Source organism: Inquilinus sp. 2KB_23 (genome assembly GCF_052115705.1).
Classification (GTDB): Bacteria; Pseudomonadota; Alphaproteobacteria; order DSM-16000; family Inquilinaceae; genus Inquilinus; species Inquilinus ginsengisoli_A.
Map to the genome: position 1 here is coordinate 26,781 of NZ_JBFRHF010000016.1, position 21,656 is coordinate 48,436.

A 21,656-nucleotide genomic window follows, 5' to 3' on the forward strand; every position below is an offset into this window, starting at 1 on the left:
CAGGGTTTTATCCAGGCCCCTCGCATCATTACGAAGGCTTCGATAGCTGATCAACCCGAAATCAAAGAATTCACGAGAACCATGCCATTTTAAATCTTCATGAAAAGGTAAAGTCTTGAGCGAGAATCCCGGCCGAATCTGGTTGGACTGCAACCCTGGAGATGCCGTCATGACGACAAGATCGTATTTAGTCGGAATTCTCCACGATTGCATGGCAATCCTGGACATGCCGCAGCGGCGACGGCGGGCCCGGATCAGGGCCGGCCGCTGAATCTCTGACGTCGTGATTCGCTGGGGACGGACGGGGGGCCCTATCCTTGGCGCCGGCAGTCGAACAGGTGGTTGCGGTTCACCCGGAACCGGCGGCGGCGGTGCGGGCCCAGCAGGCGGCGGCTGTCGACGATGATGGGCACCAGCCCGGCGGCAGCCAGCCGGCCGGGAAACTCCCGCCCGTTGATGCGGTAGTGGTAGGGGTGGCCGAAGCGCCGCATCCGTTCGACCGGGTCGACGATGTCGGCCCCGTCCTGGGTCGGCCCCTTGGGATCGAACGGCACCATGATGATGGCATGGCCGCCAGGCCGCAGCACCCGCGCCAGCTCGGCGATCGCCGCGCCGTCGCCGGGGATGTGCTCCAGCACATGGTTCGCCAGCACCCAGTCGAAGCTGGCGTCGGCGAAGGGCAGCGCCGCCAGGTCGGCCTGGATGTCGGCGGAGGGGTCGAACAGGTCGACCGAGCGGTAGCGCAGGTTGGGCAGGCCCCGCAGCCGCTGCTCCAGCCACGGTTCGGGCGCCGCATGCAGCACCCGGTGCCGGCCGGTCAGGAGGTCGGTGTGGGCGGTCAGGTACAGCCAGAGGAAACGGTGCCGCTCGACGCTGCCGCAGGCCGGGCACATGGCGTTGCGCCGCCCGTCCAGGCCGAAGCGCAGGAAGCGGCCGGCCCGCGTGCCGCAGATCGGGCATTCCAGCACCCCGGCCGGGCCCGCCTGCACCTGGGGCCGGGCATGCAGCCGTTCCCGCCGATAGATCGCCGCCTCGTCCAGCCGGTCGCGGGCGATGTCCCCGACGACCCGGCCGAGGTCATGCAGCATTCGAGGATTCCTCGGCCTCGCGGGGGACCTCCCGGGCGGCCTCGCTTCGATCCGCGCCCGGCTTTGCCACTGCGCCGTCGCGCTCGCGCACCGCCGTGGCCAGCACCTGCACCGCCTGCGGCAGCGAGATGTCCGACGCCGCCGGCTGGAACGCGATCTTGGCCTCGCGGAACGCCTTCCAGATGGCGAATCGCAGATCGGTGCCGACACCGGCGAAATTGTCGACGTCGGAGATGTGGCAGCGCAACTCGAGATCCAGCGTCGTGGTGCTGAAGCCCTTGAAGGCGACGACCGGGGCCGGGAAGGCGCTGACCCGGCTGTCCGCCTTGGCGATCTGCAGCAGGATATCGCGCGCCTGCTCGACATCCGCCGAGGCGGCGATGTCGACCGGGATGTCGACCCGGCCGTTCTTGTCCTTATGCGTCCAGTTCACGACCTGGGACGAGATCAGATTGCCGTTCGGCACGATCACCGAGGAGCGCTGGAAGGTCTGGATCTCGGTGGCGCGGACGCTGATTCGGCGGACCACGCCCTCGGCGCCGCCGATCACCACCCAGTCGCCCACCTTCACCGGGCGCTCGACCAGCAGGATCAGGCCGGCGACGAAGTTCTGCACGATGTTCTGCAGGCCGAAGCCGATGCCGACCGAGAGGGCGCCGGCGATCAGCGCCAGGTTCGACAGGTCGAGCCCGAGCACGCCGACGCCGAGCAGCGCCGCGATCAGCACCCCGAGATAGCCGATGCCGGTGCGGATCGAATTCTTCAGGCCGCGGTCGATCTGCAGCTTTTCCAGGAAGCGGGCGTCAAGCCGCCGCTGCAGGAAGCGGGTGGCGGTGATGCCGACGGTGAAGGCGACGATGGCGCCGAGGATGTCGAGCGGCGCGATACGGACGCCGCCGACCTTCGCCCCCTCCAGGATGGTGGTGCCGATCGCCGAGATGTCGCTGGTGCTGAGCCCCAGGACAGGCGCCAGCACCAGCAGGGCGGCCAGGCCGAGGACGATGTCGGTGCAGAGGGCGGCGCCGGTCTCGAACACCCACAATCCGCGATCGGCCGGGAACAGCGAGTGGCGCACCCTGGCCATCGGCCCGACCGGCTGGGTCAGGAACCGGCCGATCGCTTCATGCACCATGCCGCGCAGGACCAGGAAGGCGGCACCGATACCCATCGAGGTGACGAGGAGATAGGTGATGTACAGCGCCAGCTTCTGATAGCCGATCAGCCCGGCGACCAGCACCACCACGGCCAGCAGCGCGGTCACCAGCCGCAGCCGCGGCCAGCGTCCGGCCGGCCGGGCCGGCGCCGGCTGATCGTCGGTCGGCTCGCCTTCCGGCAGCGCCTTGAGGTCGGCGCGATACCCCCACAGCGATCCCGGCAGCAGCGCCAGCAGCGCCAGCGCCCCCGCGGCCAGCGACGCCGCAACCAGCACGGCACGCAGCTCGCTTTGCATCAGGATGCGGCCATCGGCCATCGCCAGCGTCACCCCGGCGACGGCCCAGATTGCCGCGCCCAGCCGCAGCCTGTGGCACAGGGTGCGGGCCGAGGCGTCGGTCAGGTCGATCAGGCGCCAGGCCGGATCGTCGGGTGTCAGCGCGGCCGAGATCGCGGCCGATGCGAGGAAATAAGCGACGATTCCCCAGGCCAGGACGCCCAGGGTGATCATGGCGACGTAGCTGGCCGGCCGGTCGCCGAGCCAGCCGGCGCAGATCACCGCCACCGCCAGCGTCATCATCGCCGGCAGCACGCCATGGGCGATGGTGTAAACTAGGGCCGCGGCCGCCCGCCGCCTCAGGGACGGCACGGTTTCGGTCAAACGGCGGCCGAAGCGTCGCAGCAGCCAGCGCCGCGCCAGCCAGCCGAGGCCGAGGACGATGCCGGCGAACAGGATGCGCCGGGCCATCTCGCCCACCCCATCCCAGCCGGCGCCGGCCTGGTCCTGGAACGGCAGCAGCAGCCGTGTGGCGAGATAAGTGGCCTGATCGGGGACCGAGCCCCAGAGCTGCGGGTCGAAGGCGGCGGGAGCCACCGTCAGCAGATCGCGCCGGAACCGGTCGACGCGCGCGGCATCGGCGGTCTGCTGCAGCAGGTTGGCCTGGGTCTTGACCGCTTCGGCCTGCCGGACCTGCCCGTCGAACTTCGCGAGGGCGTCCGCCAGCTCCTGCCGCTGCTTCACCACATCTGGCGACTCCGGCGGGGCGCCTTCGGCCGGCGGCGGCCCCAGCGCGTCGCTGACCTGCTTGATCTTGCCGAGGGTGTCATTCGCGGCAGCCGACGCGGCCTGGGCCTGATCGACCACCGCAGCCAACTGGATGCGCAGCGCGTTGTAGCCATCGTCGGACAGATTCTGCGCCGACAGCTGGACATAGAGCCGCTTGATCGTGTCCTGCCACCCCGCACTCTGCTTGTCGAAATCCGGGTTGGTCTGGGCCGCGGCCGGCAGGGCGGCGCAGACGAGAGCCAGCAGCAGGAACAGGCGGGGGAACAGGGCGCGAAAGGTCATGGGCGGCCGAACCGGCACCTGATGCAATGGGGGATACGTCTCTTTCCATGCCAAAGCGGCGACAAGAAGGCGAGCCCGCCGATCGTCGCAGCAGCAATGCGCCCCGTCGCACTCAGGATTCGTGGATCAAGCCGTGGCCAGAGGCCCGATCCTCTTGATATGAATCAAAGACCTCGGCCGGCATTGCCGGTATATCGAGACGCGCACTGAGAAGACGATCGAGCGGGAGACCCCATGAGCAGCGAGACCAGCCTCTTCCCCGTGTCCGACGACTGGGCCAAGCGCGCCTGGGTGAATTCCGCGCGGTACAAAACGCTGTACGAGCGTTCGGTCAATGATCCGGAGGGCTTCTGGGCCGAGCACGGCAAGCGCGTAGACTGGATCAGGCCCTTCACCAAGGTCAAGGACACCAGCTTCACCGGCGACGTCCACATCCGCTGGTTCGAGGACGGCACGCTGAACGCGTCCGCCAACTGCATCGACCGGCATTTGGCCAAGCGCGCCGACCAGACCGCGATCATCTGGGAGGGCGACGACCCCAAGGACAGCCGCCACATCACCTATCGCGAGCTGCATGAACAGGTCAGCCGCCTGGCCAATGTGCTGAAGGCGCGCGGGGTGAAGAAGGGGGACCGCGTCACGGTCTACCTGCCGATGATCCCGGAAGCGGCCTATGCCCTGCTGGCCTGCGCCCGGATCGGCGCGGTCCATTCCGTGGTGTTCGGCGGCTTCTCGCCCGACAGCCTGAAGGACCGCATCCTCGATTGCGGCTCGACCATCCTGATCACCGCCGACGAGGGGCTGCGCGGCGGCCGGGCGGTGGCGCTGAAGGCCAATGCCGACGAGGCGCTGAAGAGCTGCCCCGACGTCACCAGCTGCATCGTGGTGCGCCGCACCGGCGGCAAGATCGGCTGGACCGAGGGCCGCGACCTCTGGCTGCATGAGGCTTCGGCCCAGGTCTCCGCCGACTGCCCGCCCGAGGAGATGGGCGCCGAGGACCCGCTGTTCATCCTCTACACCTCGGGCTCGACCGGCAAGCCGAAAGGGGTGCTGCACACCACCGGCGGCTATCTGGTCTACGCCGCCATGACCCACCAATACGTCTTCGACTACCATGACGGGGACATCTACTGGTGCACCGCCGATGTCGGCTGGGTGACCGGCCACAGCTACATCCTGTACGGACCGCTGGCGAACGGCGCGACGACGCTGATGTTCGAGGGCGTGCCGAACTATCCCGACACCTCGCGGTTCTGGCAGGTGGTCGACAAGCACAAGGTCAACATCTTCTACACCGCCCCCACCGCCATCCGCGCCCTGATGCGCGACGGCGAAGGCCCGGTGAAAAAGACCAGCCGCGCCTCGCTGCGGCTGCTGGGTTCGGTCGGCGAGCCGATCAACCCCGAGGCCTGGCTATGGTACCACCGCGTGGTCGGCGACGGCCGCTGCCCGATCGTCGACACTTGGTGGCAGACCGAGACCGGCGGCATCCTGATCACGCCGCTGCCCGGCGCCATCGCGCAGAAGCCCGGCTCGGCCACCCTGCCCTTCTTCGGGGTCAAGCCGCTGATCGTCGACGGCGAGGGCAAGCCGCTGGACGGCGCGGTCGAAGGCAACCTGTGCATATCGGACAGCTGGCCGGGCCAGATGCGCACCGTATTCGGCGACCATGAGCGCTTCATCCAGACCTATTTCGCCACCTTCAAGGGCCTGTACTTCACCGGCGACGGCTGCCGCCGGGACGAGGACGGCTACTACTGGATCACCGGGCGGGTGGACGACGTGCTCAACGTCTCCGGCCACCGCATGGGCACCGCCGAGGTCGAGAGCGCGCTGGTCGCCCACCCCAAGGTCGCCGAGGCCGCGGTGGTCGGCTATCCCCACGACATCAAGGGCCAGGGCATCTACGCCTATGTCACCCTGATCGCCGGCGAGCAGCCGACCGAGGAACTGCGCAAGGAGCTGGCGCAGTGGGTGCGCAAGCAGATCGGGCCGATCGCGACGCCCGACCTGATCCAGTGGGCGCCGGGCCTGCCCAAGACCCGGTCGGGCAAGATCATGCGCCGCATCCTGCGCAAGATCGCCGCCAATGAGCAGGAGACGCTGGGCGACACCAGCACCCTGGCCGATCCGGCCGTGGTGACCGACCTGGTCGACAACCGGATGAATCGGGGGTAGCGCCGCCGGCCATGGCGGAGCCGCATCGCGGCCGATCCCTCGAGACCGCGTGGCTCGAGGATTTCCTGGCAGTGCTGGACGAGGGCGGCTTTTCGCGCGCGGCGGAGCGCCGGGGCGTCAGCCAGCCGGCCTTCAGCCGCCGCATCCGGGCGCTGGAGGACTGGGTCGGCACCACCCTGTTCGACCGCAGCACCCATTCGGTCCGCCTGACTCCGGCGGGCGAGCGCTTCCGACCGGCCGCCGAGGAGATGCTGCGGCGGCTGCAGATCGGCCGGCAGGACGCGCTGAGCGCCGCCCAGGCGGGCTCGGAGACGCTGCGCTTCGCTGCCACCCATGCGCTGGCGCTGACCTTCTTCCCGGCTTGGCTGCGCGCCCTGGAGGCGGCAGCGCCGACCACGATGACGGTGCAGCTGACCGCCGACACCATGGTGGCGTGCGAGCGGCTGATGGTGGAGGGCCGGGCCCAGTTCCTGCTGTGCCACGACCATCCGGCGGCGCCGCGGCGGCTGGCCGGCGACAGCTTCCCGTCGATCGCGCTGGGCCAGGACGTGCTGCTGCCGGTCGCGGCGCCGGTGCTGGCCGGCGGGGCGGCCGCGCCCTATCTGGCCTACACCGCGGAATCGGGCATGGGCCGCATCCTGGCCGCCGCCTGGGCGCAGGCCGGGCGAACGGCGCCGGCCGAGCCGGCCTTCTCCTCGCACCTCGCCAGCGTGCTCGCGGCCATGGCGCGCGACGGCCGCGGTATCAGCTGGTCGCCGCTGAGCCTGGTGGCCGAGGACCTGGAGTCGGGACGGCTGGCGCGGGTCGGCACCGCGGCCGACGAGGTGCCGATGGAAATCCGCCTGTTCCGCCCCAGGGCCCGCCAGAACCCCGCCGCCGAGGCATTCTGGGACCGGGCGGTGACGCTGAGTCGCCAGGCCTGAGCGCAGACCGACTACGAGAAGAACGCCAGCAGCTCCGCCGCCGTCTCCTCCGGCCGCTCCTCCTGCAGGGTGTGGCCGCAGTCGAAGGCGCGCCCGCGGACGTCGCGGGCCTTCTCGCGCCAGGTCTCCAGCACGTTGTACAGCGCCCCGACCGTGCCCTGCCCGCCCCAGAGCGCCAGCAGCGGCGCCGTGACCCGGGCGTCGGCATCGGCGGCGTCGTGGTCGAGGTCGATGGTCGCTGCCGCGCGGTAGTCCTCGCAGATGGCGTGGCGCGTCGCCGGGTCGCGGTAGCAGCGCAGGTACTCGGCGAAGGCGGCCGGCTCGGTCGCGCCGGGCGTCTTGCTCTGCCCGTCGATGTGCTTGCGCAGGAAGAACTCCGGGTCGGCGCCTATCATCCGTTCCGGCAGCGGCTCCGGCTGGATCAGGAAGAACCACCAGAAGTAGCGGGTGGCGAATTCCTTGTCGGTGCGGGCGTACATCGTCGCCGTCGGTGCGATGTCGATCACCGCGAGGCGCGTGACCGCGTCGGGATGGTCCAGCGCCATGCGGTGCGCCACCCGGCCACCGCGGTCATGCCCGGCGACGCCGAAGCGGTGATGGCCGAGCAGCCGCATCAGCGCCACCTGGTCGGCCGCCATGGAGCGCTTGGAATAGGCGATGTGGTTGGCGCCGCCGTCCGGCTTGCTGCTGTCGCCATAGCCGCGCAGGTCGGCGGCGACGACGGTGAAGCGCCGCGCCAGCACCGGCGCCACCTTGCGCCAGGTGGCATGGGTCTGCGGATGGCCGTGCAGCAGCAGGAGCGGCGGCCCATCCCCGCCGACCGCGGCGCGGATGGTCAGGCCGGGCGCCACCGTGGCGTCGACCAGCCGGAACCCGGCCAGGAAGGGCGAGGCGCCGCGCTCGGCGATGGCGTCGGTCAGGCCAGCCATGGGTTCTCCGCGAGATAGTCCCGTTCGAAGGTCTTGATGGCGGCGCGATGCTGCAGGGTCGCGCCGACCGCGTCGAGACCCAGCACCAGCGCCTCCTTCCGGCCCGGCTCGATCTCGAAGCCGGTCGTCGACCCATCCGAAGCCTCGATGCGCTGCCCCGGCAGGTCGATGGTCAGCCGGTTGCTGGCGGCGTCGGAGGCCAGAACCATCAGCCGGTCGACCACCGCGGCCTCCAGGGTGATCGCCAGCAGGCCGTTGCGGGCGCAGTTGTCGAAGAAGATCCCCGCAAAGCTGGTGCCGATCAGCGCCCGGATGCCGAGCTGGCCGAGGCCCCAGACCGCATGCTCGCGGCTGGAGCCGCAGCCGAAGTTCGGGCCGACCACCAGCACCTTGGCGTCGCGCCAGCCCTCCCGGTTCAGCACGAAGCCCGGCCGCTCGGCGCCGGACTCGTCGAAGCGCAGGTCGCGGAAGACGCCGTCGCGCAGGCCGCTGCGGTCGATGCCCTTGAGGTACTGCTTGGGCATGATCACGTCGGTGTCGACATTCGCCGCCGGCAGCGCCGCCGCCGGGCCGGAGAGCAGGGTGAAGGGCTGCATAGTCAGGCTCCATCGCCGGCTTGCCGGGGATCGGCCAGCCGGCCATTGATGGCGGCGGCGGCGACCATGGCCGGGCTCATCAGATGGGTGCGGCCGCCCGCCCCTTGCCGCCCCTCGAAGTTGCGGTTGGTGCTGGAGGCGCAGCGCTCGCCGCTGCCGAGCACGTCGTCGTTCATCGCCAGGCACATCGAGCAGCCGGATTGCCGCCATTCGAAGCCGGCCTCGGTGAACACCCGGTCCAGGCCTTCGGCCTCGGCCTGCCGCTTCACCGCGCTGGACCCCGGCACCACCATCGCCCGCACGCCCGCGGCGACGTGGCGACCGCGGACCACGGATGCAGCGTCGCGCAGATCCTCGATCCGGGCGTTGGTGCAGGAGCCGATGAAGGCCCGCTCGATCGCGATCTCGCTGAGCTTCATGCCGGGCGCCAGGCCCATATAAGCCAGCGCCCGCTCCATATCCCGGCGCCGGTCGGGGTCGGGCTCGGCCGCCGGATCCGGGATGCGGGCGCCGATCGGCGCCGCCTGATCCGGGCTGGTGCCCCAGGTGACCATCGGCTCGATCCCGGCGGCGTCCAACGCCACCTCGCGATCGAAGCGGGCGTCGGGGTCGCTGTTAAGCCCGCGCCAGGCGGCGACGGCCTGGTCCCACAAGGCGCCCTGCGGCGCGCGGGGCCGGCCGTGGAGATAGTCGAACACCCGCTCGTCCGGCGCCGCCAGGGCACCGCGGGCACCGCATTCGACCGCCATGTTGCACAGGGTCATGCGCCCCTCGACGCCGAGGCCGGCGATGGTGCTGCCGGCGAATTCGATGGCGAAGCCGGTGGCGCCGGACGCCCCGATCCGCCGGATCAGCGCCATCACCACATCCTTGGCGCGGACGCCCGGTCCCAGCGGCCCGTCGACGGTGACGCGCATCGATTTCAGGCGGCGGTACACCAGCGTCTGGGTGGCCAGGTAGTGTTCGATGTCGGAGGTGCCGATGCCGAAGCCCAAGGCACCGAAGGCGCCATAGGTGGTGGTGTGGCTATCGCCCGCCGCGATCACCATGCCCGGCAGCACCAGGCCGAGCTCCGGCATCACCACATGCTCGATGCCCTGCAGCGGGTGCAGCACGTCGAACAGCTCGATGCCGAAGTCGCGGCAGTTCTCGGCGAAGTAGGAGGTCTGCCGCGCCGCGCCGGCATCGGGCATCGCCGCGGTGCGCCGCGCCGCGGTCGGGTTGACATGGTCGACGGTGCCCAGCGCCGCGGCGGGGCGCCACAGCGGCCGACCGGCCTCGCGCAGCCCGGTGAAGGCCTGGGGGCTGGTGTATTCGTTCAGCACTGTGCGGTCGATGTACAGCAGCACCTGCCCGCCGTCCGGGTCGAGGCGGCGGACGGTGTGGCTGTCGACCAGCTTGTCGTAGAGCGTTCGCGCTGGGGCAGGCACGGCGGTTCTCCGGGTCTTCGTGTCTCGCCCGCCAGCATGCACCCCGGCAGCGGCAGCGGTGATGCCGTGTTTGCATCAATCGATCCGGCAAAGCTGGCCTGGATCCGCGACCGCCTGGCCGGCACGCCGCTCAGTCCAGGTGGAACACCTCCTCCATCATCGCCCACCACTCGCCCTCGGCGCGGGTCTCGAACGGCTCCTGGCAGGGGATGCAGACCGCCCACCACTCCTGGGTCACCGGATCGGCCGCCATCGCCGCCATGTCGGCCGTGAAATCGGTGCCGTGATACTCCCAGCAGCCGAACAGCAGGTTCTCCGGCTGCTTCAGGTAGATCGAGTAGTTGCGGATGTTCGAGGCGCTGATCCGCGCCAGCACCGCGGGCCACACCGCGGCGTGCAGGCGCTTGTATTCGGCCACCTTCTCCGGCTTCAGCCGCAGGCACATCCCCATGCGCTGCATGTCCGCACCCCGTGATTGCCTGCGCATACGTCTTACAAATATAAGGAATGTCACGCGCCGCGGGAACCCCGGGGCACCCGACACCGAGGCACCGCCATGGCCAGAATCGTCCGCGTCGAAGCCCTGATGCTCGACCTCGTGCCCAAGGTGAAGCGGGTCGACGCGATCCAGTCCTTCGTCAGCCAGGAAACCCCGATCATCCGCATCACCGATGCCGATGGCGCGGTCGGCACGGGCTACAGCTACACCATCGGCACCGGCGGCCCGTCGGTGATGAAGCTGATCGAGAAGACGCTGGGCCCCGCCCTGATCGGCCGCGAGGCCGGCATGGTCGAGCAGGTCTGGCGCGACCTGCTGTTCCTGACCCACGCCACCACCGTCGGCGCCATCACCGCCATCGCCCTGGCGGCGATCGACACCGCGCTGTGGGACCTGCGCTGCCGCAAGGCCGGGCTGCCGCTGCATGTCATGGCCGGCGGGGCGCAGGAGAAGATCCGCCTGTACACCACCGAGGGCGGCTGGCTGCACCTGGAGCCGGCGGCGCTGGTCGAGGACGCGCTGCGCCAGAAGGCGGCGGGCTTCGGCGGCGCCAAGCTGAAGGTCGGCCGGCCGATCCATGAGGATGTCGCCCGCATCGCCGCGGTGCGTGAGGCGGTGGGCCCCGGCTTCGAGATCTTCACCGACGCCAACCAGGCCTTCTCGGTCGACGACGCGATCCGCCGCGCCCGCCACTACGAGCCGCTCGACATCGGCTGGCTGGAGGAGCCGCTGCCGGCCGACGACGTCGAGGGCCATGTCCGGCTGTCCAACGCCACCACCCTGCCGATCGCGGTGGGCGAGAGCCTGTACAGCCATCTGCATTTCCGCGACTACCTGCAGCGCGGCGCCTGTTCGATCGTCCAGGTCGATGTTGGCCGCATCGGCGGCATCACGCCATGGCTGAAGGTGGCGCACCTCGCCGAGTGCTTCAACGTCGCGGTCTGCCCGCATTTCCTGATGGAGATCCATGTCGCGCTGTGCGCCGCGGTGCCGAACGCCCGCTGGGTCGAGTACATCCCGCAGCTGGACAGCCTGACCACCGAGGGCATGACCATCCGCGACGGCTACGCCGTGCCCAGCACCGAGCCGGGCCTGGGCATCAAATGGGACCTGGCGGCGATCGACCAGCAGACCGTCGCCGGCTCCCGCTTCGAGATCAAGGCGTAGGACCCCGAGATGAGCAGAACCATCATGGTCGTCGGCGGCCTCAACCGCTCCGCGCCCTACTTCGCCGACGCGCATGGAAGGGGCCTGAGCCTCTTCGCCTTCGACGAGGCCGACGCGACGGCGGCGCCGCTGTGCGAGGTCACCGGCATCGACAATCCGAGCTACCTCTCGATCAATGCCGACGGCCGCTTCCTCTACGCCAACAGCGAGGTGTCCGGCTGGCCCGAGGGCACCGTCACCGCCTATGCCATCGATGCGGCGGCGCCGCGGCTGCGGGCGCTGAACCTGCAGTCGAGCGCGGGCAGCATCGCCGCCCACAGCAGCTTCGACGCCACCGGGCGGTTCCTGCTGGTGGCGAATTACAGCCTGGGCCCGATGGACGAGGGCTCGAACCAGGCCATCGCGGTGCTGCCGCTGGGCGCCGACGGCCGGCTGGGCCCCGCGGTTTCCAGCGTGCTGCATGAGGGCACCGGCCCGAACCCCGACCGGCAGGAGCGGCCACACCCGCATTGCGTGTTCGCGGCGCCGGACAACCGCTTCGTCGTGGTCGCCGATCTCGGCCTCGACGCGCTGTTCGCCTATCCCTTCGACGCGGAGGGGCGGCTGGATGCGGCGGGCGCGGTGCGCAGCCCCCTGCCCGCCGGCAGCGGCCCGCGCCACTTCGCCTTCCACGGCAACGGCCGGCTGGCGGTGCTGATCTGCGAGCTCGATTCGACCGTGGCGTCGCTGCGCTACGACCCGGCGAGCGGGCGGTTCGAGATCATCGCCATCGTCTCGGCGGTGCCCGAGGGCGTCAGCGGCAGCCATTGCTCCGGCATCCAGATCCACCCCAACGGCCACTTCGTCTACGGCGCCAACCGCGGCCATGACAGCGTCGCGGTGTTCGGCCTCGACGCCGTCAGCGGCCGTCTGACCCCGCTGGGCCACACTCCGTGCGGCGGGAAGACGCCGCGCGACATGACGATCGACCCGTCCGGCCGCTTCCTCATGGTCTGCAACCAAGACAGCGACGTGATCTCGGTCTTCGCCATCGACCCGGCGACGGGCGCGCTGGCCCCGACCGGCCGCGACATCGCCATCGGCACGCCGATGTGCGTGAAGTTCGCGCGGATCGGGTAGCCGCACGCCTACATCACCGCACGCAGCGCCACCACGGCGACCACGCCGACCAGGATGGTGGCGAGCAGCGGCAGCCGGGTGGCGGCCACGGCGGTGACCAGCGCGGCCACGGTTTCCGGCCAGCCGGTGGCCAGCACCATCGGCGCGATCACCGCGGTCAGCACCGCCGGCGGCGCCGCGTCGAACGCGGCCTTCAGCCGGCCCTCCAGCCGCAGCCGGCCAACCAGGAAAAGCCCGGAGATCCGGGTCAGGTACGTCACCACCGCCATGCCGAGGATGGCGGCGAGGGTCGTGAGGTCCACGCTCATGCCGTCACCTCCTCCGGCGCGGCGGTCAGCCACGCCGCGCCGATGCCGGCCAGGGCGCCGGCCGCGACATGCCAGGGCGGCCCGGCGAAGCGGTAGACCAGGGCGGCCACCACCAGGCTGGCGCCGATGGTGGCGGTGCTGCGGTGGCTGCGCCAGAAGCCGGCGACCAGGCCGATGAACAGGGCGGTGAAGGCGAAGTCGGCGCCGATCCGGCTGGGGTCGCCGATGACCGCGCCGACGGCGGCGCCCAGCGTCCCCCACACCACCCAGTTCAGCCAGAAGAAGCCGCCCATCGCCAGGAAGTAGACCGGGGTCATGGCGCCCGAAGCGGCCCGCCGCTCCGCCATCGCCCAGTTCTCGTCGGCCAGCACGGCATAGCCCAGCAGCCGCTGCGCCCAGGTGAAGCCGCCGGTGCGGCGAGCCAGCGACAGGCTCATCAGGATGTGGCGGGAGTTCACCAGCAGGGTCGAGACCACCAGCGTCGCCACCGGCACCGGCCAGGACCACAGGTCGATGGCGGCGAACTGCGCCCCGCCGGCGAAGACCAGCGCGCACATCAGCGCCATCTCGGCCGGGGACAGGCCCTTGGCGGCGCCGAGCGCGCCGCACAGCAGGCCGATCGGGATCGCGGCGATGGCGGGCGGAAGGATGTCTCGGATGCCGTCCGCGGCATCGCGCCAGGGAGATCGGGTCATGCGGGAGCCGTGCGTTAGAGGCGGAGGCCGGCCCGGTAGGCGCCGGGGGCGACGCCGAGCCGGGCCTTGAAGGCGTGGGTCAGATGGGCCTGGTCGCAGAAGCCGGTGGCGGCGGCGACCTCGGCCGGGGTCTCGCCCGCCTGCAGCCGGCGGCGGGCGGCCTGGACCCGCAGGCTGAGGAGATAGGCGTGAGGCGTCATCTGCATCTCGCGCCGGAAGGCGCGGATCAGATGGTGGCGCGACACCCCGGCCTCGGCGGCGAGGTCGTCGAGCGACAGGTCGTCGGCATGGCGGTCGCGCATCAGCCGCGTCACCCGGGCGATGCGGTCCGACCCCGGAGGCGTCTCCGGCTGCAGCGCGGCGTGGCGGACCAGGCAGCGGCCATAGGCGCGCAGCAACAGCTCCTCCGCCGCCATCGGGTCGCCGCCATCGGTCATGGCGGCGAAGGCGGCGGCGAACAGGGCCAGCGTGTCCGGGTCGTGCACCACCGGCTCGGGGAAGAACGGGGTCCCGGTCACCGGCCGGCCGGCGATCTCCGACGCCAGGCGGCGCATCAGCGCCACCGAGGGATAGGTCATGCGGTAGCGGTAGCCGCCGCCATGCGGCGCCCCGTCATGCACGTCCTCGGGGTTGACCAGGGTCAGGTCGCCGGGCCCGCCATAGTGCTGGGCGCCACGGGCGAACCAGGTCTCGCAGCCGGCGAAGATGCCGCCGACGACATAGGTCTCGTGGGTGTGCAGGGCGTAGCGATGGGTGCGGAAGGTCGCCTCCAGGCAATCCAGCCCGTCGAAATCCGCGGCCGTGAAGAACCGCGCCCGCTCGTTCTGCGCGAGCGGCTCGCCCTCCACCGCCTGTTCCTGGGTCACCGTGTCCATCGCCCCGATCATAAGGCCCGGCCCGGAGGCGTCTTGTAGAAAATCGGCATGCCGGCGTGGCCGGGCGCGTCGCCTCTCCCGCACGGCGAGGGCCGGCACGGGCGGCGCCCCCCTCACCCTCCCGGCCCAAGCGGGCCGGGCCCCCTCCCTCTCCCCAAGGAGAGGGAAAGGAAGAGCCGGCCCATTCACCTCTCCTTGGGGAGAGGTCGAAATCGCCTGGCGATTTCGGGTGAGGGGGTGGCACCGGCGGATGGAAAGAGCCCGGAGGCGCAAACGCCTCCGACCTCTCCCGCAAGCGGGAGAGGCGACACACGCAGTCCTGACAGGGCTCGGAGAGGTGGTCACCATCCCATCGGCTCAACTGCTGTCCGGCGGCTTGCGGGCCGGGCGGCCGGCCTCCTCCGCGTCGGCGGACGGTTCGGCCGCCTCGGGGGCGGGGTCGGTCAGCGGTTCGTCGAGCGGCTCGGCCGCCTCGTCCTCTACGACGACGTCGTCCCAGCCCTGCGGCAGCCGGTGCGGCTCGCGGCCGAGGCGGCGGCAGATGCGCCGAACGATCTCATCGATCGGCAGGGTGTCGAGCTCGACATCCAGCACCTCGGTTTCGGTCAGGCTCTCGCGCGGTTCGGCGGCCGGGCTCGCGGCGCCCTTGGTGGCCGCACCATCCGGCCTCTCGGCCTGAAGCGCCTCGGCCACGGCGCGGGCGACCTGCGCCCGCCGCCGCTGCCGGCGCTCCTGGATCTCGACGGCGGCTTTCTCCGCCGCGTCCTTGCGGGCCCGGTAGGCCTCGCGGATGCGCTCGGTCATGGCGATGGTCAGGCGCACCGCACGGGCGATGCGGGCCTGGGACAGCGCGAAGTCGATCACCGGCGGCTCGAACCGGTTCCCGGCCACGATGTGCTGGCCCTCGAGCCGGCGGGCGGTGCGCATGTCGATGTCGACCAGCTCGCGCAGGGTGCCCAGCGCCCACACCGTCCACTCCCGGTCGGGGTCGACCGGCGGGGTCTCGGCGGGAGCGATGTCGGGCGGCGCCTCATTCATGGAACATATCATGAACAAAAAATAGAAGTTAAGCTAGTCCCATCTCACGGATACGCGGTTCCCCGCCTGCCGTCCCCGCCGGCGCAGGGTTGCCGAAACGGGGGAAACTGCCGGCCACCGGCTCCTTTCGTGCGAAAATTATCTCTATGGAATAGCTCTGGACTGCACCCCATAGGTGAGACAGCGGTGACGAATTGCGGTGACAGTGCACTCTTAGGGGCCATGCCGGTTTGGCGGAACCATTCGGGCCGGCCGGAGAGGCGCGGACCGCGCTGTCGGCCCATCACCAGCGCCCCACCAACACCTTTGGCATTTCCTTCGATTTTGGCGTAAAATCGGGCCATGAGCGACGTCCAGGCCCTGTTCACGGCCCTGCGGCAGTCTGCCGACGGCGAGGCCGCGGCGGCGGTGGAGCGGCTGGTGCGGGACGGGCCGGACCGCGCGCTGTGTCGGGTCAATGTTCTCGACTTCGCGGCCCAGACCGGGATCGACGTCGAACGCGCCATCGCGGTGTTCCTGCATGCCGCCCGCCTCGGGCTGTTCGAGCTGTCGTGGAACGTGCTCTGCCCCGGTTGCGGCGGCGTTCTCGACGCCGGCGCCACGCTGAAGACCCTGGACCGGGACGAGTACAACTGCGCCCTCTGCGCCGCAGGCTACGAGGCCACGCTCGACGAGATGGTGGAGGTGGCCTTCACCGTGAGCCCGCGGGTGCGCCGGATCGGCGCCCACGACCCCGACACGCTGCCGCCGGTGGAGTATTGCCGCCAGATGTTCTGGGGATCCGGCATCGATCTGCCGCCGAATTTCGAGCAGCTGGTCGAAGACATCACGCTCGACTTCGTCGAGCTGCCGGCCGGCGAGAAGGCGCTGCTGTCGCTGCAGCTGCCGGCGGAGTTCCTCATCGTCTTCGACCCCGTGAGCCACGCGACCCAGTTCCTCGACGTGAAGGGCGAGCCGACGCGCGATCGCCAGACGCTGTCCTTCATCATCGATCCGGTGCATCGGCCGAACGAAACCATCCCGCTGCGGCCCGGCCCGCTGCGCCTCTCGGTCGAGAACCGCACCCATCGCCGGGTGCTGGCAGGGGTGTGGATCGCCGGGCACGCCATGCACGAGCTCCTCGGCCGGCGCAAGCCGTTCCTGACGGCCAAGCGCCTGCTCACCAACCAGACGTTCCGCGACATCTACCGGACCGACACGCTGGATATCGACCAGCGGCTCAAGATCACCAGCATGACGTTCCTGTTCACCGATCTCAAAGGGTCGACGGCGCTGTACGAGCGCGTCGGCGACCTGGCCGCGTTCGACCTGGTGCGCGCCCATTTCCGCGTGCTGCACGAGATCGTCGCGGCCGAGGCCGGCGCCGTGGTCAAGACCATCGGCGATGCCGTGATGGCCACCTTCCCGACACCCGACCGCGCCGTGGCCGCCGCGCTGCGCATGCGCGACGCCATGGGCCGCCTCAACGACGCGCACGCGAACGAAGACCTGGTGCTCAAGATCGGCATCCACGAAGGGCCGTGCCTCGCGGTCTCGCTCAACGAGCGGCAGGATTATTTCGGCCAGACCGTCAACATCGCCGCCCGCGTGCAGACCCTGGTGAATTCGCGCGCCATCTTCGCGACGGAGTCGGTCGTGACCGATTCCGCCACCGCAAAACTGCTGCAGACCAGCGGCATCGAGCCGGTCGCACAACGCCACACGCTGCGCGGCATCGCGGACGAGCTGACGCTCTACGAGATTCCTTAGCGTCCAAAGGGCCGTCGCTTCCGCCGAATGGTGCGAGAGCGCGGGCGTTATCCCTAGAGGCAGCTCACCACGGGACGGTGCGGCCGAGATAGTCGAGATACTGCAGCCCGGGCGTCTCCTGCTTCGCGAGCAGGACGTTGACCAGGCTGGGAATGCTCTCTTCGATCGAGAGCTTTGCATCCGGGCCGCCCAGGGCGGTGCGGACCCAGCCCGGCGCCATCACCACCATGGCGCGCGCCGTCCCGGCCTGGCGGGCCGCGAAGCTGCGCATGAACATGTTCAGCGCCGCCTTGGTGCCGCGATACAGCTCCCGCTGGCCGGATTCGTTGTTGGCGATGCTGCCCTGCCCGGACGACATCACCCCGATCAGGCCGGTCGCCGCGACGCAGGGCTCCAGGCGTTCGATCACCCGCATCGGGCTCAGGGCATTGGTGACCATGAGGTGCACGAACTCGTCGGTCGAGACCTCGCCGATGGTCTGGTTCGGGTCCCGGTTGGCGGTCCCGGCATTGACGAACAGCATGTCGAACACCCGCCCCGACAGGCGGTGGTGCAGCGCCGCGAGCTGATCGGGGTCGCAGATATCAAGGGTCTCGATCTCGACCCGGCCGCGGTGCTCGTCCGCCAGGTCGTGCAGCAGGGTGCGGCTTTCCCCGCGCACCGTGCCAATGACGTTCCATCCGTGTTTCAGGAATTCAGCCGCCATGGCGTGGCCGAGGCCGCGGGACGCGCCGATGAGCAGAAGGGTGCGGCGGGGCTGATGGGGTTCAGAGAGGGGCATGGGGTCGATGCTTTCGCTGGTGGGGTCTGCCGCTGATGTGGCGGACCGCGCGGGCTTGCACCAGACGCACAAGATTCAATGAACGATTGCATGTGGCGCTATGCCTGCATGCGCCCGCGGCCTATCCTGGGCCATGCAAAGCGTGGATCTGAACCTGCTGATTGCGCTGGACGCGCTGCTCACCGAGCGCAGCGTGACCGGGGCGGCCCGCCGGCTGGGCCTGAGCCCTTCCGCCATGAGCCGGGCGCTGGCACGGCTGCGCCATGCCACCGGCGATCCGCTGCTGGTGCAGGCCGGCCGCAGCCTGGTCCCCACGCCCTATGCCGAAAAGCTGGGCGGGCGGGTTCCCGCGCTGACCCAGGACGTCCAGGCGGTGCTGCGGCCGCCCGCCAGCCGGCTGGACCTGGCGGCCCTGCATCGCACCTTCACCATCCGCGCCGGCGAGGGGTTCGTGGAACTGCTGTCCGCCCCGCTGATGGCGGCGATCACCCGGGCCGCCCCGCATGTCCGCCTCCGCTTCGCGCCGAAGCCCGACAAGGATGCCCAGCCGCTGCGGGACGGGCGGATCGATCTGGAGATCGGGGTGCTCGGAACCGCGGCGCCGGAGGTGCGGACCCAGCTGCTGTTCCGGGACAGGTCCGTCGGGGTCGCCCGGACCGGGCATCCGCTGCTGGGGCCCGGGGGCGTGACGCCGGAGCGCTATGCCGCCTGCAGCCATGTCGTGGCGTCGCGCGAGGGAGACTTCATCGAACCGGTCGACCATGCCCTGGAGGCCCTGGGCCTGAAGCGGACGGTGCGCCTCGTGGTTCCGGGACATCCCGATGCGATGCGGATCGCCAGCCGCTCGGACCTGGTCGCGCTGGTGCCGCGGTCGTGCCTGGGGAATGCCCTGGCGGCCGATCACGCCGCCATTCTGGGGCTCCAGAGCTTCGAGCTACCGGTCCGGACGCCCGAATTCGCCATTTCCGCCATCTGGCATCCCCGCCTGGATGCCGACCCCGCGCATCGCTGGCTGCGCGACACCATCATGGCGGTGGGCAGGGAGGCCTATCCGTAGAGCCAGGCCCGGCTCAGGACATCCCGCAGCGGCCGGGGCTGGCGGTCGAGGTCCAGCGCGCCGACGAAGAGGCCGGCATAGCGCAGCTTCCGGCGTGCGCCCGCACCCAGGAACCGGCGGAACTGGTCGACGAAGCCGGCGTCCCGCCAGGCCGCCTGCTTCTGCAGCGTGCGAAACGCCGTGAGGTCCCGCTCTTCCGCCAGGATCGCCTCGATGGCGTCGGGCCCGACGGCGCGGATCAACTCGTCCTCCAGGTCGCGGTCGCAGATGAAGAAGCCCTCGCGCTCGAGGTCGCTGCGCGTCTCGGGCTGCGTCTGGCCGGACCGCGCCAATGCGCGGCAGAAGTGCCGGGCTTCGGCGGCATCGCACAGGCCGCTGACGCGCAGCCCGACGCCGGCAGGCCCGAAACGGGCCAGGAACTTCGCCACCGATTGCGCGCCGCCGATCGGCACCACCGCCACGCCCTCCTTCGCCAGGTCCCTGGCCTGGAGGCCGGCCAGGGTCTCGACCGCGATCTGGTCGCTGATGCCCTCGACCAGCACGACGGAGCGGGCGTTCCGGGCACGCTCCAGCGCATCGGCGGTCGCCCGGAGCGGAGCATCGGCCCCGCTGGCATATCCGGGAACGGACATCTCCCGGCGCTGACGGCGTCGCGTTCGCACCGGCCCGGTCTCCGCGGCATCATCGGCCAAAGCAGCCACCCATGCTCTGCGACAGGCGCGGCGATCGTACACATCCCGCAGGCCCCCTGGCTACGGATCGGGGACCGATTGCGCCGTCCGGGCCGATACACCGGCGCGGCATTGGTGTCCGGCCGCGCCGGGCGCGATGATGCCGGCAGGCAAGACAGGGGAACCGCCATGAGCGCGATCAAGGAAGTGCAGTCGTGGAGCGCCGAGGGCTATGCCCGCAACGCGCGCTTCGTCGCCGATCTGGGCCAGCCGGTGCTCGACCTGCTGGCGCCGCAGGCGGGCGAGCGCATCCTCGACCTCGGCTGCGGCGACGGCGCCCTGACCGCCAAGCTGGTCGCCGCCGGCGCCACCGTGGTCGGGGCCGACGCCTCGGCCGAGCTGGTGGCCGCGGCCCGGGCGCTGGGCCTCGACGCCCGCATCGCCGACGGCCAGGCCCTGGCCTTCGACGCCGAGTTCGACGCCGTCTTCACCAACGCCGCGCTGCACTGGATGCGCGACGCCGACGCGGTCATCGCAGGGGTCAAACGGGCGCTGAAGCCGGGCGGCCGCTTCGTCGGCGAATTCGGCGGCCACGGCAATGTCGCGGCCATCGCCACCGCGCTGATCGCGGCCTTGAGCGCCCGCGGCATCGACGGCGCCGCGCGCGTCCCGTGGTTCTTCTCGACCCCGGCCGAATACGCCGCGAAGCTGGAGGCGCAGGGCTTCACCGTCGAGACCATCGGCCGGTGCCGCGCCCGACGCCGCTGCCGACCGGCATGCGCGGCTGGCTGGACACCTTCGCCAGCCCGTTCCTCGAAGGCCTCGACGGGCCGGCGCGGGTCGCGGTGCTGGACGAGGTCGCGGCGCTGCTGGCGCCCAGCCTGCGCGACCAGTCCGGCCGCTGGACCGCCGACTACGTCCGGCTGCGCTTCGCCGCGACGCTGGAGGCATAGCCAAGCCCGCCGGCCCGCCGAGGCAGTCGGCCACCGCCTAACCTGGGCGTGGCCGGACAAGGGCTTGGATGGATTTGGGAATTCTGCGGCATCGGGCTCCGGGGCCTGCCGCGGCGGTGGACGCTAAAGGGTGCTCACATGGGGGAACGGGCGGCCGTCACCACAGCTGGGCGACGGCCGTCACCACGAGGCAAACCGCCGCCAGTCCGGCCAGGCCGACCGCAGCCATCACCCAGGCGGCCGCGACCTCCGACCATGACACGGTGGGGGACCGCGTCTCCGACGCCACTCGGCGGCATCTCTGCACCACCGAATCGTCCGGCTCGACGCCGGTCATTCCGATGAGGCTCATCTCACTCTCCGCACATCAATCTGCAATGCTGCGCCCCGGTCCCGGATGTCCTCGGCCGACGCGCACCACCAGATATGACGGTTCCGGCAGCCCGAGGGTGTGACCTGCGCCACAGACGAGGGCCGCGAAAGCAGATTTTTGCGGAAATTCGGAAGGTCGGGTGCCGTCGGCCGCAGGTCCTGGAGCCGACGGCACCCGACCTCGCCCCGCGGAAGCAGGGCGAGGCAGGCTCAGGCCGTCACGTCAGGAGGGCAGGACCAGGGGCCGGCGCGTCAGCGCCAATGGCCCTCGACCCAGCCACCGCCGCGCCAGTAGCCCGGCACCCAGATCCGCTGCGGTGCCTGCTGATAGACCACCCGCGGCTGGGCGTAGACCGGCGCCTGCCCGTAGACTGGCGCCTGCTGATAGACCACGGGCGGCGGGGCATAGACCGGCGGCGGCGCGTAGTAGACCGGGGGCGGGGCGTAATAGACCGGCGGAGCCACCAGCGGCAGGCCGATGCCGATGCTGACGCCGGAATGGCAGCACCAGCCGCCGCCATGCCAGCCACCGCCCCATCCGCCGCCGCGCCACCAGGCCTCGGCCGGGGTCGACATCATCATCGGAAGGGCCAGCGCGGCGCCGAGGGCCGCGAAGACCGCGGCGCGGCGGGGGTTGACGTGGAGCACCTTCAACATGGTGAACACCATCTCTGCTGAACGCGGCACGCCGGACGGGGCGTGTCTCTGTGTCCTACACGAAGAGATGG

21 protein-coding genes and 1 pseudogene are annotated in these 21,656 nt (G+C 70.7%); 8 read left to right on the forward strand and 14 right to left on the reverse strand.

From position 1 onward, the window contains the following. Positions 1-311: 311 nt before the first annotated feature. Together AB4112_RS20410 and AB4112_RS20415 are read right to left on the reverse strand one after the other, a co-directional pair. Positions 312-1,088, reverse strand: coding sequence for a methyltransferase domain-containing protein (locus tag AB4112_RS20410; RefSeq protein WP_309797395.1), 777 nt, complete (start codon positions 1,086-1,088; stop codon positions 312-314). Further along, positions 1,078-3,588, reverse strand: coding sequence for a mechanosensitive ion channel family protein (locus tag AB4112_RS20415; protein WP_309797394.1), 2,511 nt, complete (start codon positions 3,586-3,588; stop codon positions 1,078-1,080). Before AB4112_RS20415 ends, AB4112_RS20410 begins: the two co-directional genes overlap by 11 nt. Before the next feature lie 234 nt (positions 3,589-3,822). Here AB4112_RS20415 and acs point away from each other — a divergent pair, with 234 nt between their 5' ends. Both acs and AB4112_RS20425 read left to right on the forward strand, forming a co-directional pair. Continuing rightward, complete coding sequence (gene acs / locus AB4112_RS20420; protein ID WP_441722637.1) at positions 3,823-5,766, forward strand: acetate--CoA ligase; 1,944 nt, start codon at positions 3,823-3,825, stop codon at positions 5,764-5,766. Between the two features lie 11 nt (positions 5,767-5,777). After that, positions 5,778-6,689, forward strand: a complete 912-nt coding sequence (locus AB4112_RS20425) for a LysR family transcriptional regulator (RefSeq protein ID WP_441722640.1) — start codon at positions 5,778-5,780, stop codon at positions 6,687-6,689. An 11-nt stretch (positions 6,690-6,700) separates the two neighbouring features. On the opposite strand, the gene AB4112_RS20430 is transcribed toward AB4112_RS20425, so the two are convergent. The 4 genes from AB4112_RS20430 to AB4112_RS20445 form a co-directional block, all read right to left on the reverse strand. Then, positions 6,701-7,618, reverse strand: a complete 918-nt coding sequence (locus AB4112_RS20430) for an alpha/beta fold hydrolase (protein WP_441722643.1) — start codon at positions 7,616-7,618, stop codon at positions 6,701-6,703. Then, entirely contained in the window at positions 7,606-8,214 is a 609-nt protein-coding gene (gene leuD, locus AB4112_RS20435) for a 3-isopropylmalate dehydratase small subunit (protein ID WP_441722646.1), read from the reverse strand. Before leuD ends, AB4112_RS20430 begins: the two co-directional genes overlap by 13 nt. Positions 8,215-8,216: 2 nt before the next feature. Next, positions 8,217-9,644: a 3-isopropylmalate dehydratase large subunit gene (leuC, locus tag AB4112_RS20440; RefSeq protein WP_441722649.1), complete on the reverse strand. Its 1,428-nt coding sequence runs from the start codon at positions 9,642-9,644 to the stop codon at positions 8,217-8,219. Between the two features lie 130 nt (positions 9,645-9,774). Beyond that, positions 9,775-10,104 (reverse strand): L-rhamnose mutarotase, encoded by a 330-nt coding sequence (locus tag AB4112_RS20445; RefSeq protein ID WP_441722652.1) that lies wholly within the window; start codon positions 10,102-10,104, stop codon positions 9,775-9,777. Between the two features lie 96 nt (positions 10,105-10,200). Here AB4112_RS20445 and AB4112_RS20450 point away from each other — a divergent pair, with 96 nt between their 5' ends. Next, positions 10,201-11,310 (forward strand): mandelate racemase/muconate lactonizing enzyme family protein, encoded by a 1,110-nt coding sequence (locus AB4112_RS20450; protein ID WP_441722654.1) that lies wholly within the window; start codon positions 10,201-10,203, stop codon positions 11,308-11,310. A 9-nt stretch (positions 11,311-11,319) separates the two neighbouring features. Continuing rightward, on the forward strand, positions 11,320-12,429 hold the full coding sequence (locus tag AB4112_RS20455; RefSeq protein WP_441722657.1) for a lactonase family protein: 1,110 nt from the start codon (positions 11,320-11,322) through the stop codon (positions 12,427-12,429). Between the two features lie 8 nt (positions 12,430-12,437). Here the strand turns inward: AB4112_RS20455 and AB4112_RS20460 are convergent, their stop codons facing one another. The 4 genes from AB4112_RS20460 to AB4112_RS20475 form a co-directional block, all read right to left on the reverse strand. Continuing rightward, positions 12,438-12,737 carry an AzlD family protein gene (locus AB4112_RS20460; protein WP_441722660.1) on the reverse strand — a complete coding sequence of 100 codons (300 nt, stop codon included), beginning with the start codon at positions 12,735-12,737 and terminating at the stop codon, positions 12,438-12,440. After that, a complete protein-coding gene (locus tag AB4112_RS20465; protein ID WP_441722663.1) occupies positions 12,734-13,432 on the reverse strand; it encodes an AzlC family ABC transporter permease in 699 nt (232 codons plus the stop codon). Before AB4112_RS20465 ends, AB4112_RS20460 begins: the two co-directional genes overlap by 4 nt. 14 nt (positions 13,433-13,446) lie before the next feature. Then, positions 13,447-14,307, reverse strand: a complete 861-nt coding sequence (locus tag AB4112_RS20470) for an AraC family ligand binding domain-containing protein (protein WP_441722666.1) — start codon at positions 14,305-14,307, stop codon at positions 13,447-13,449. Positions 14,308-14,664: 357 nt separating this feature from the next. Continuing rightward, on the reverse strand, positions 14,665-15,345 hold the full coding sequence (locus AB4112_RS20475) for a hypothetical protein (RefSeq protein ID WP_441722669.1): 681 nt from the start codon (positions 15,343-15,345) through the stop codon (positions 14,665-14,667). 342 nt (positions 15,346-15,687) lie between these two features. On the opposite strand from AB4112_RS20475, the gene AB4112_RS20480 reads away from it, so the two are divergent. After that, entirely contained in the window at positions 15,688-17,094 is a 1,407-nt protein-coding gene (locus AB4112_RS20480; protein WP_441722671.1) for an adenylate/guanylate cyclase domain-containing protein, read from the forward strand. 64 nt (positions 17,095-17,158) lie between these two features. Here the strand turns inward: AB4112_RS20480 and AB4112_RS20485 are convergent, their stop codons facing one another. Further along, positions 17,159-17,875 (reverse strand): SDR family oxidoreductase, encoded by a 717-nt coding sequence (locus AB4112_RS20485; RefSeq protein ID WP_309797366.1) that lies wholly within the window; start codon positions 17,873-17,875, stop codon positions 17,159-17,161. A gap of 133 nt (positions 17,876-18,008) precedes the next feature. Here AB4112_RS20485 and AB4112_RS20490 point away from each other — a divergent pair, with 133 nt between their 5' ends. Beyond that, entirely contained in the window at positions 18,009-18,932 is a 924-nt protein-coding gene (locus AB4112_RS20490) for a LysR family transcriptional regulator (RefSeq protein ID WP_441722673.1), read from the forward strand. Here the strand turns inward: AB4112_RS20490 and AB4112_RS20495 are convergent. Continuing rightward, positions 18,923-19,564, reverse strand: coding sequence for a TOPRIM nucleotidyl transferase/hydrolase domain-containing protein (locus AB4112_RS20495; protein ID WP_441722676.1), 642 nt, complete (start codon positions 19,562-19,564; stop codon positions 18,923-18,925). The genes AB4112_RS20490 and AB4112_RS20495 overlap by 10 nt on opposite strands. A 228-nt stretch (positions 19,565-19,792) precedes the next feature. Here AB4112_RS20495 and AB4112_RS20500 point away from each other — a divergent pair. Together AB4112_RS20500 and AB4112_RS20505 are read left to right on the forward strand one after the other, a co-directional pair. Continuing rightward, positions 19,793-20,278: pseudogene (locus AB4112_RS20500) on the forward strand (class I SAM-dependent methyltransferase); the annotation flags it as partial. 71 nt (positions 20,279-20,349) lie between these two features. Beyond that, positions 20,350-20,556: a hypothetical protein gene (locus AB4112_RS20505; RefSeq protein WP_441722859.1), complete on the forward strand. Its 207-nt coding sequence runs from the start codon at positions 20,350-20,352 to the stop codon at positions 20,554-20,556. Between the two features lie 157 nt (positions 20,557-20,713). Here the strand turns inward: AB4112_RS20505 and AB4112_RS20510 are convergent, their stop codons facing one another. Further along, complete coding sequence (locus AB4112_RS20510) at positions 20,714-20,908, reverse strand: hypothetical protein (RefSeq protein ID WP_309797359.1); 195 nt, start codon at positions 20,906-20,908, stop codon at positions 20,714-20,716. A 272-nt stretch (positions 20,909-21,180) separates the two neighbouring features. Continuing rightward, positions 21,181-21,585: a hypothetical protein gene (locus AB4112_RS20515; protein ID WP_309797358.1), complete on the reverse strand. Its 405-nt coding sequence runs from the start codon at positions 21,583-21,585 to the stop codon at positions 21,181-21,183. Between the last annotated feature and the right edge of the window lie 71 nt (positions 21,586-21,656).

Coding starts and splice junctions, on each gene's coding strand:
- AB4112_RS20425 (WP_441722640.1), top strand. CDS start 5,778: ATGGCGGAGCCGCATCGCGGCCGATCCCTCGAGACCGCGTGGCTCGAG.
- AB4112_RS20490 (WP_441722673.1), top strand. CDS start 18,009: ATGCAAAGCGTGGATCTGAACCTGCTGATTGCGCTGGACGCGCTGCTC.
- AB4112_RS20455 (WP_441722657.1), top strand. CDS start 11,320: ATGAGCAGAACCATCATGGTCGTCGGCGGCCTCAACCGCTCCGCGCCC.
- AB4112_RS20470 (WP_441722666.1), bottom strand. CDS start 14,307: ATGGACACGGTGACCCAGGAACAGGCGGTGGAGGGCGAGCCGCTCGCG.
- AB4112_RS20465 (WP_441722663.1), bottom strand. CDS start 13,432: ATGACCCGATCTCCCTGGCGCGATGCCGCGGACGGCATCCGAGACATC.
- AB4112_RS20450 (WP_441722654.1), top strand. CDS start 10,201: ATGGCCAGAATCGTCCGCGTCGAAGCCCTGATGCTCGACCTCGTGCCC.
- AB4112_RS20415 (WP_309797394.1), bottom strand. CDS start 3,588: ATGACCTTTCGCGCCCTGTTCCCCCGCCTGTTCCTGCTGCTGGCTCTC.
- AB4112_RS20430 (WP_441722643.1), bottom strand. CDS start 7,618: ATGGCTGGCCTGACCGACGCCATCGCCGAGCGCGGCGCCTCGCCCTTC.
- acs (WP_441722637.1), top strand. CDS start 3,823: ATGAGCAGCGAGACCAGCCTCTTCCCCGTGTCCGACGACTGGGCCAAG.
- AB4112_RS20510 (WP_309797359.1), bottom strand. CDS start 20,908: ATGAGCCTCATCGGAATGACCGGCGTCGAGCCGGACGATTCGGTGGTG.
- AB4112_RS20515 (WP_309797358.1), bottom strand. CDS start 21,585: ATGTTGAAGGTGCTCCACGTCAACCCCCGCCGCGCCGCGGTCTTCGCG.
- AB4112_RS20495 (WP_441722676.1), bottom strand. CDS start 19,564: ATGTCCGTTCCCGGATATGCCAGCGGGGCCGATGCTCCGCTCCGGGCG.
- AB4112_RS20460 (WP_441722660.1), bottom strand. CDS start 12,737: ATGAGCGTGGACCTCACGACCCTCGCCGCCATCCTCGGCATGGCGGTG.
- leuD (WP_441722646.1), bottom strand. CDS start 8,214: ATGCAGCCCTTCACCCTGCTCTCCGGCCCGGCGGCGGCGCTGCCGGCG.
- AB4112_RS20480 (WP_441722671.1), top strand. CDS start 15,688: ATGAGCGACGTCCAGGCCCTGTTCACGGCCCTGCGGCAGTCTGCCGAC.
- AB4112_RS20475 (WP_441722669.1), bottom strand. CDS start 15,345: ATGAATGAGGCGCCGCCCGACATCGCTCCCGCCGAGACCCCGCCGGTC.
- AB4112_RS20445 (WP_441722652.1), bottom strand. CDS start 10,104: ATGCAGCGCATGGGGATGTGCCTGCGGCTGAAGCCGGAGAAGGTGGCC.
- AB4112_RS20410 (WP_309797395.1), bottom strand. CDS start 1,088: ATGCTGCATGACCTCGGCCGGGTCGTCGGGGACATCGCCCGCGACCGG.
- AB4112_RS20485 (WP_309797366.1), bottom strand. CDS start 17,875: ATGCCCCTCTCTGAACCCCATCAGCCCCGCCGCACCCTTCTGCTCATC.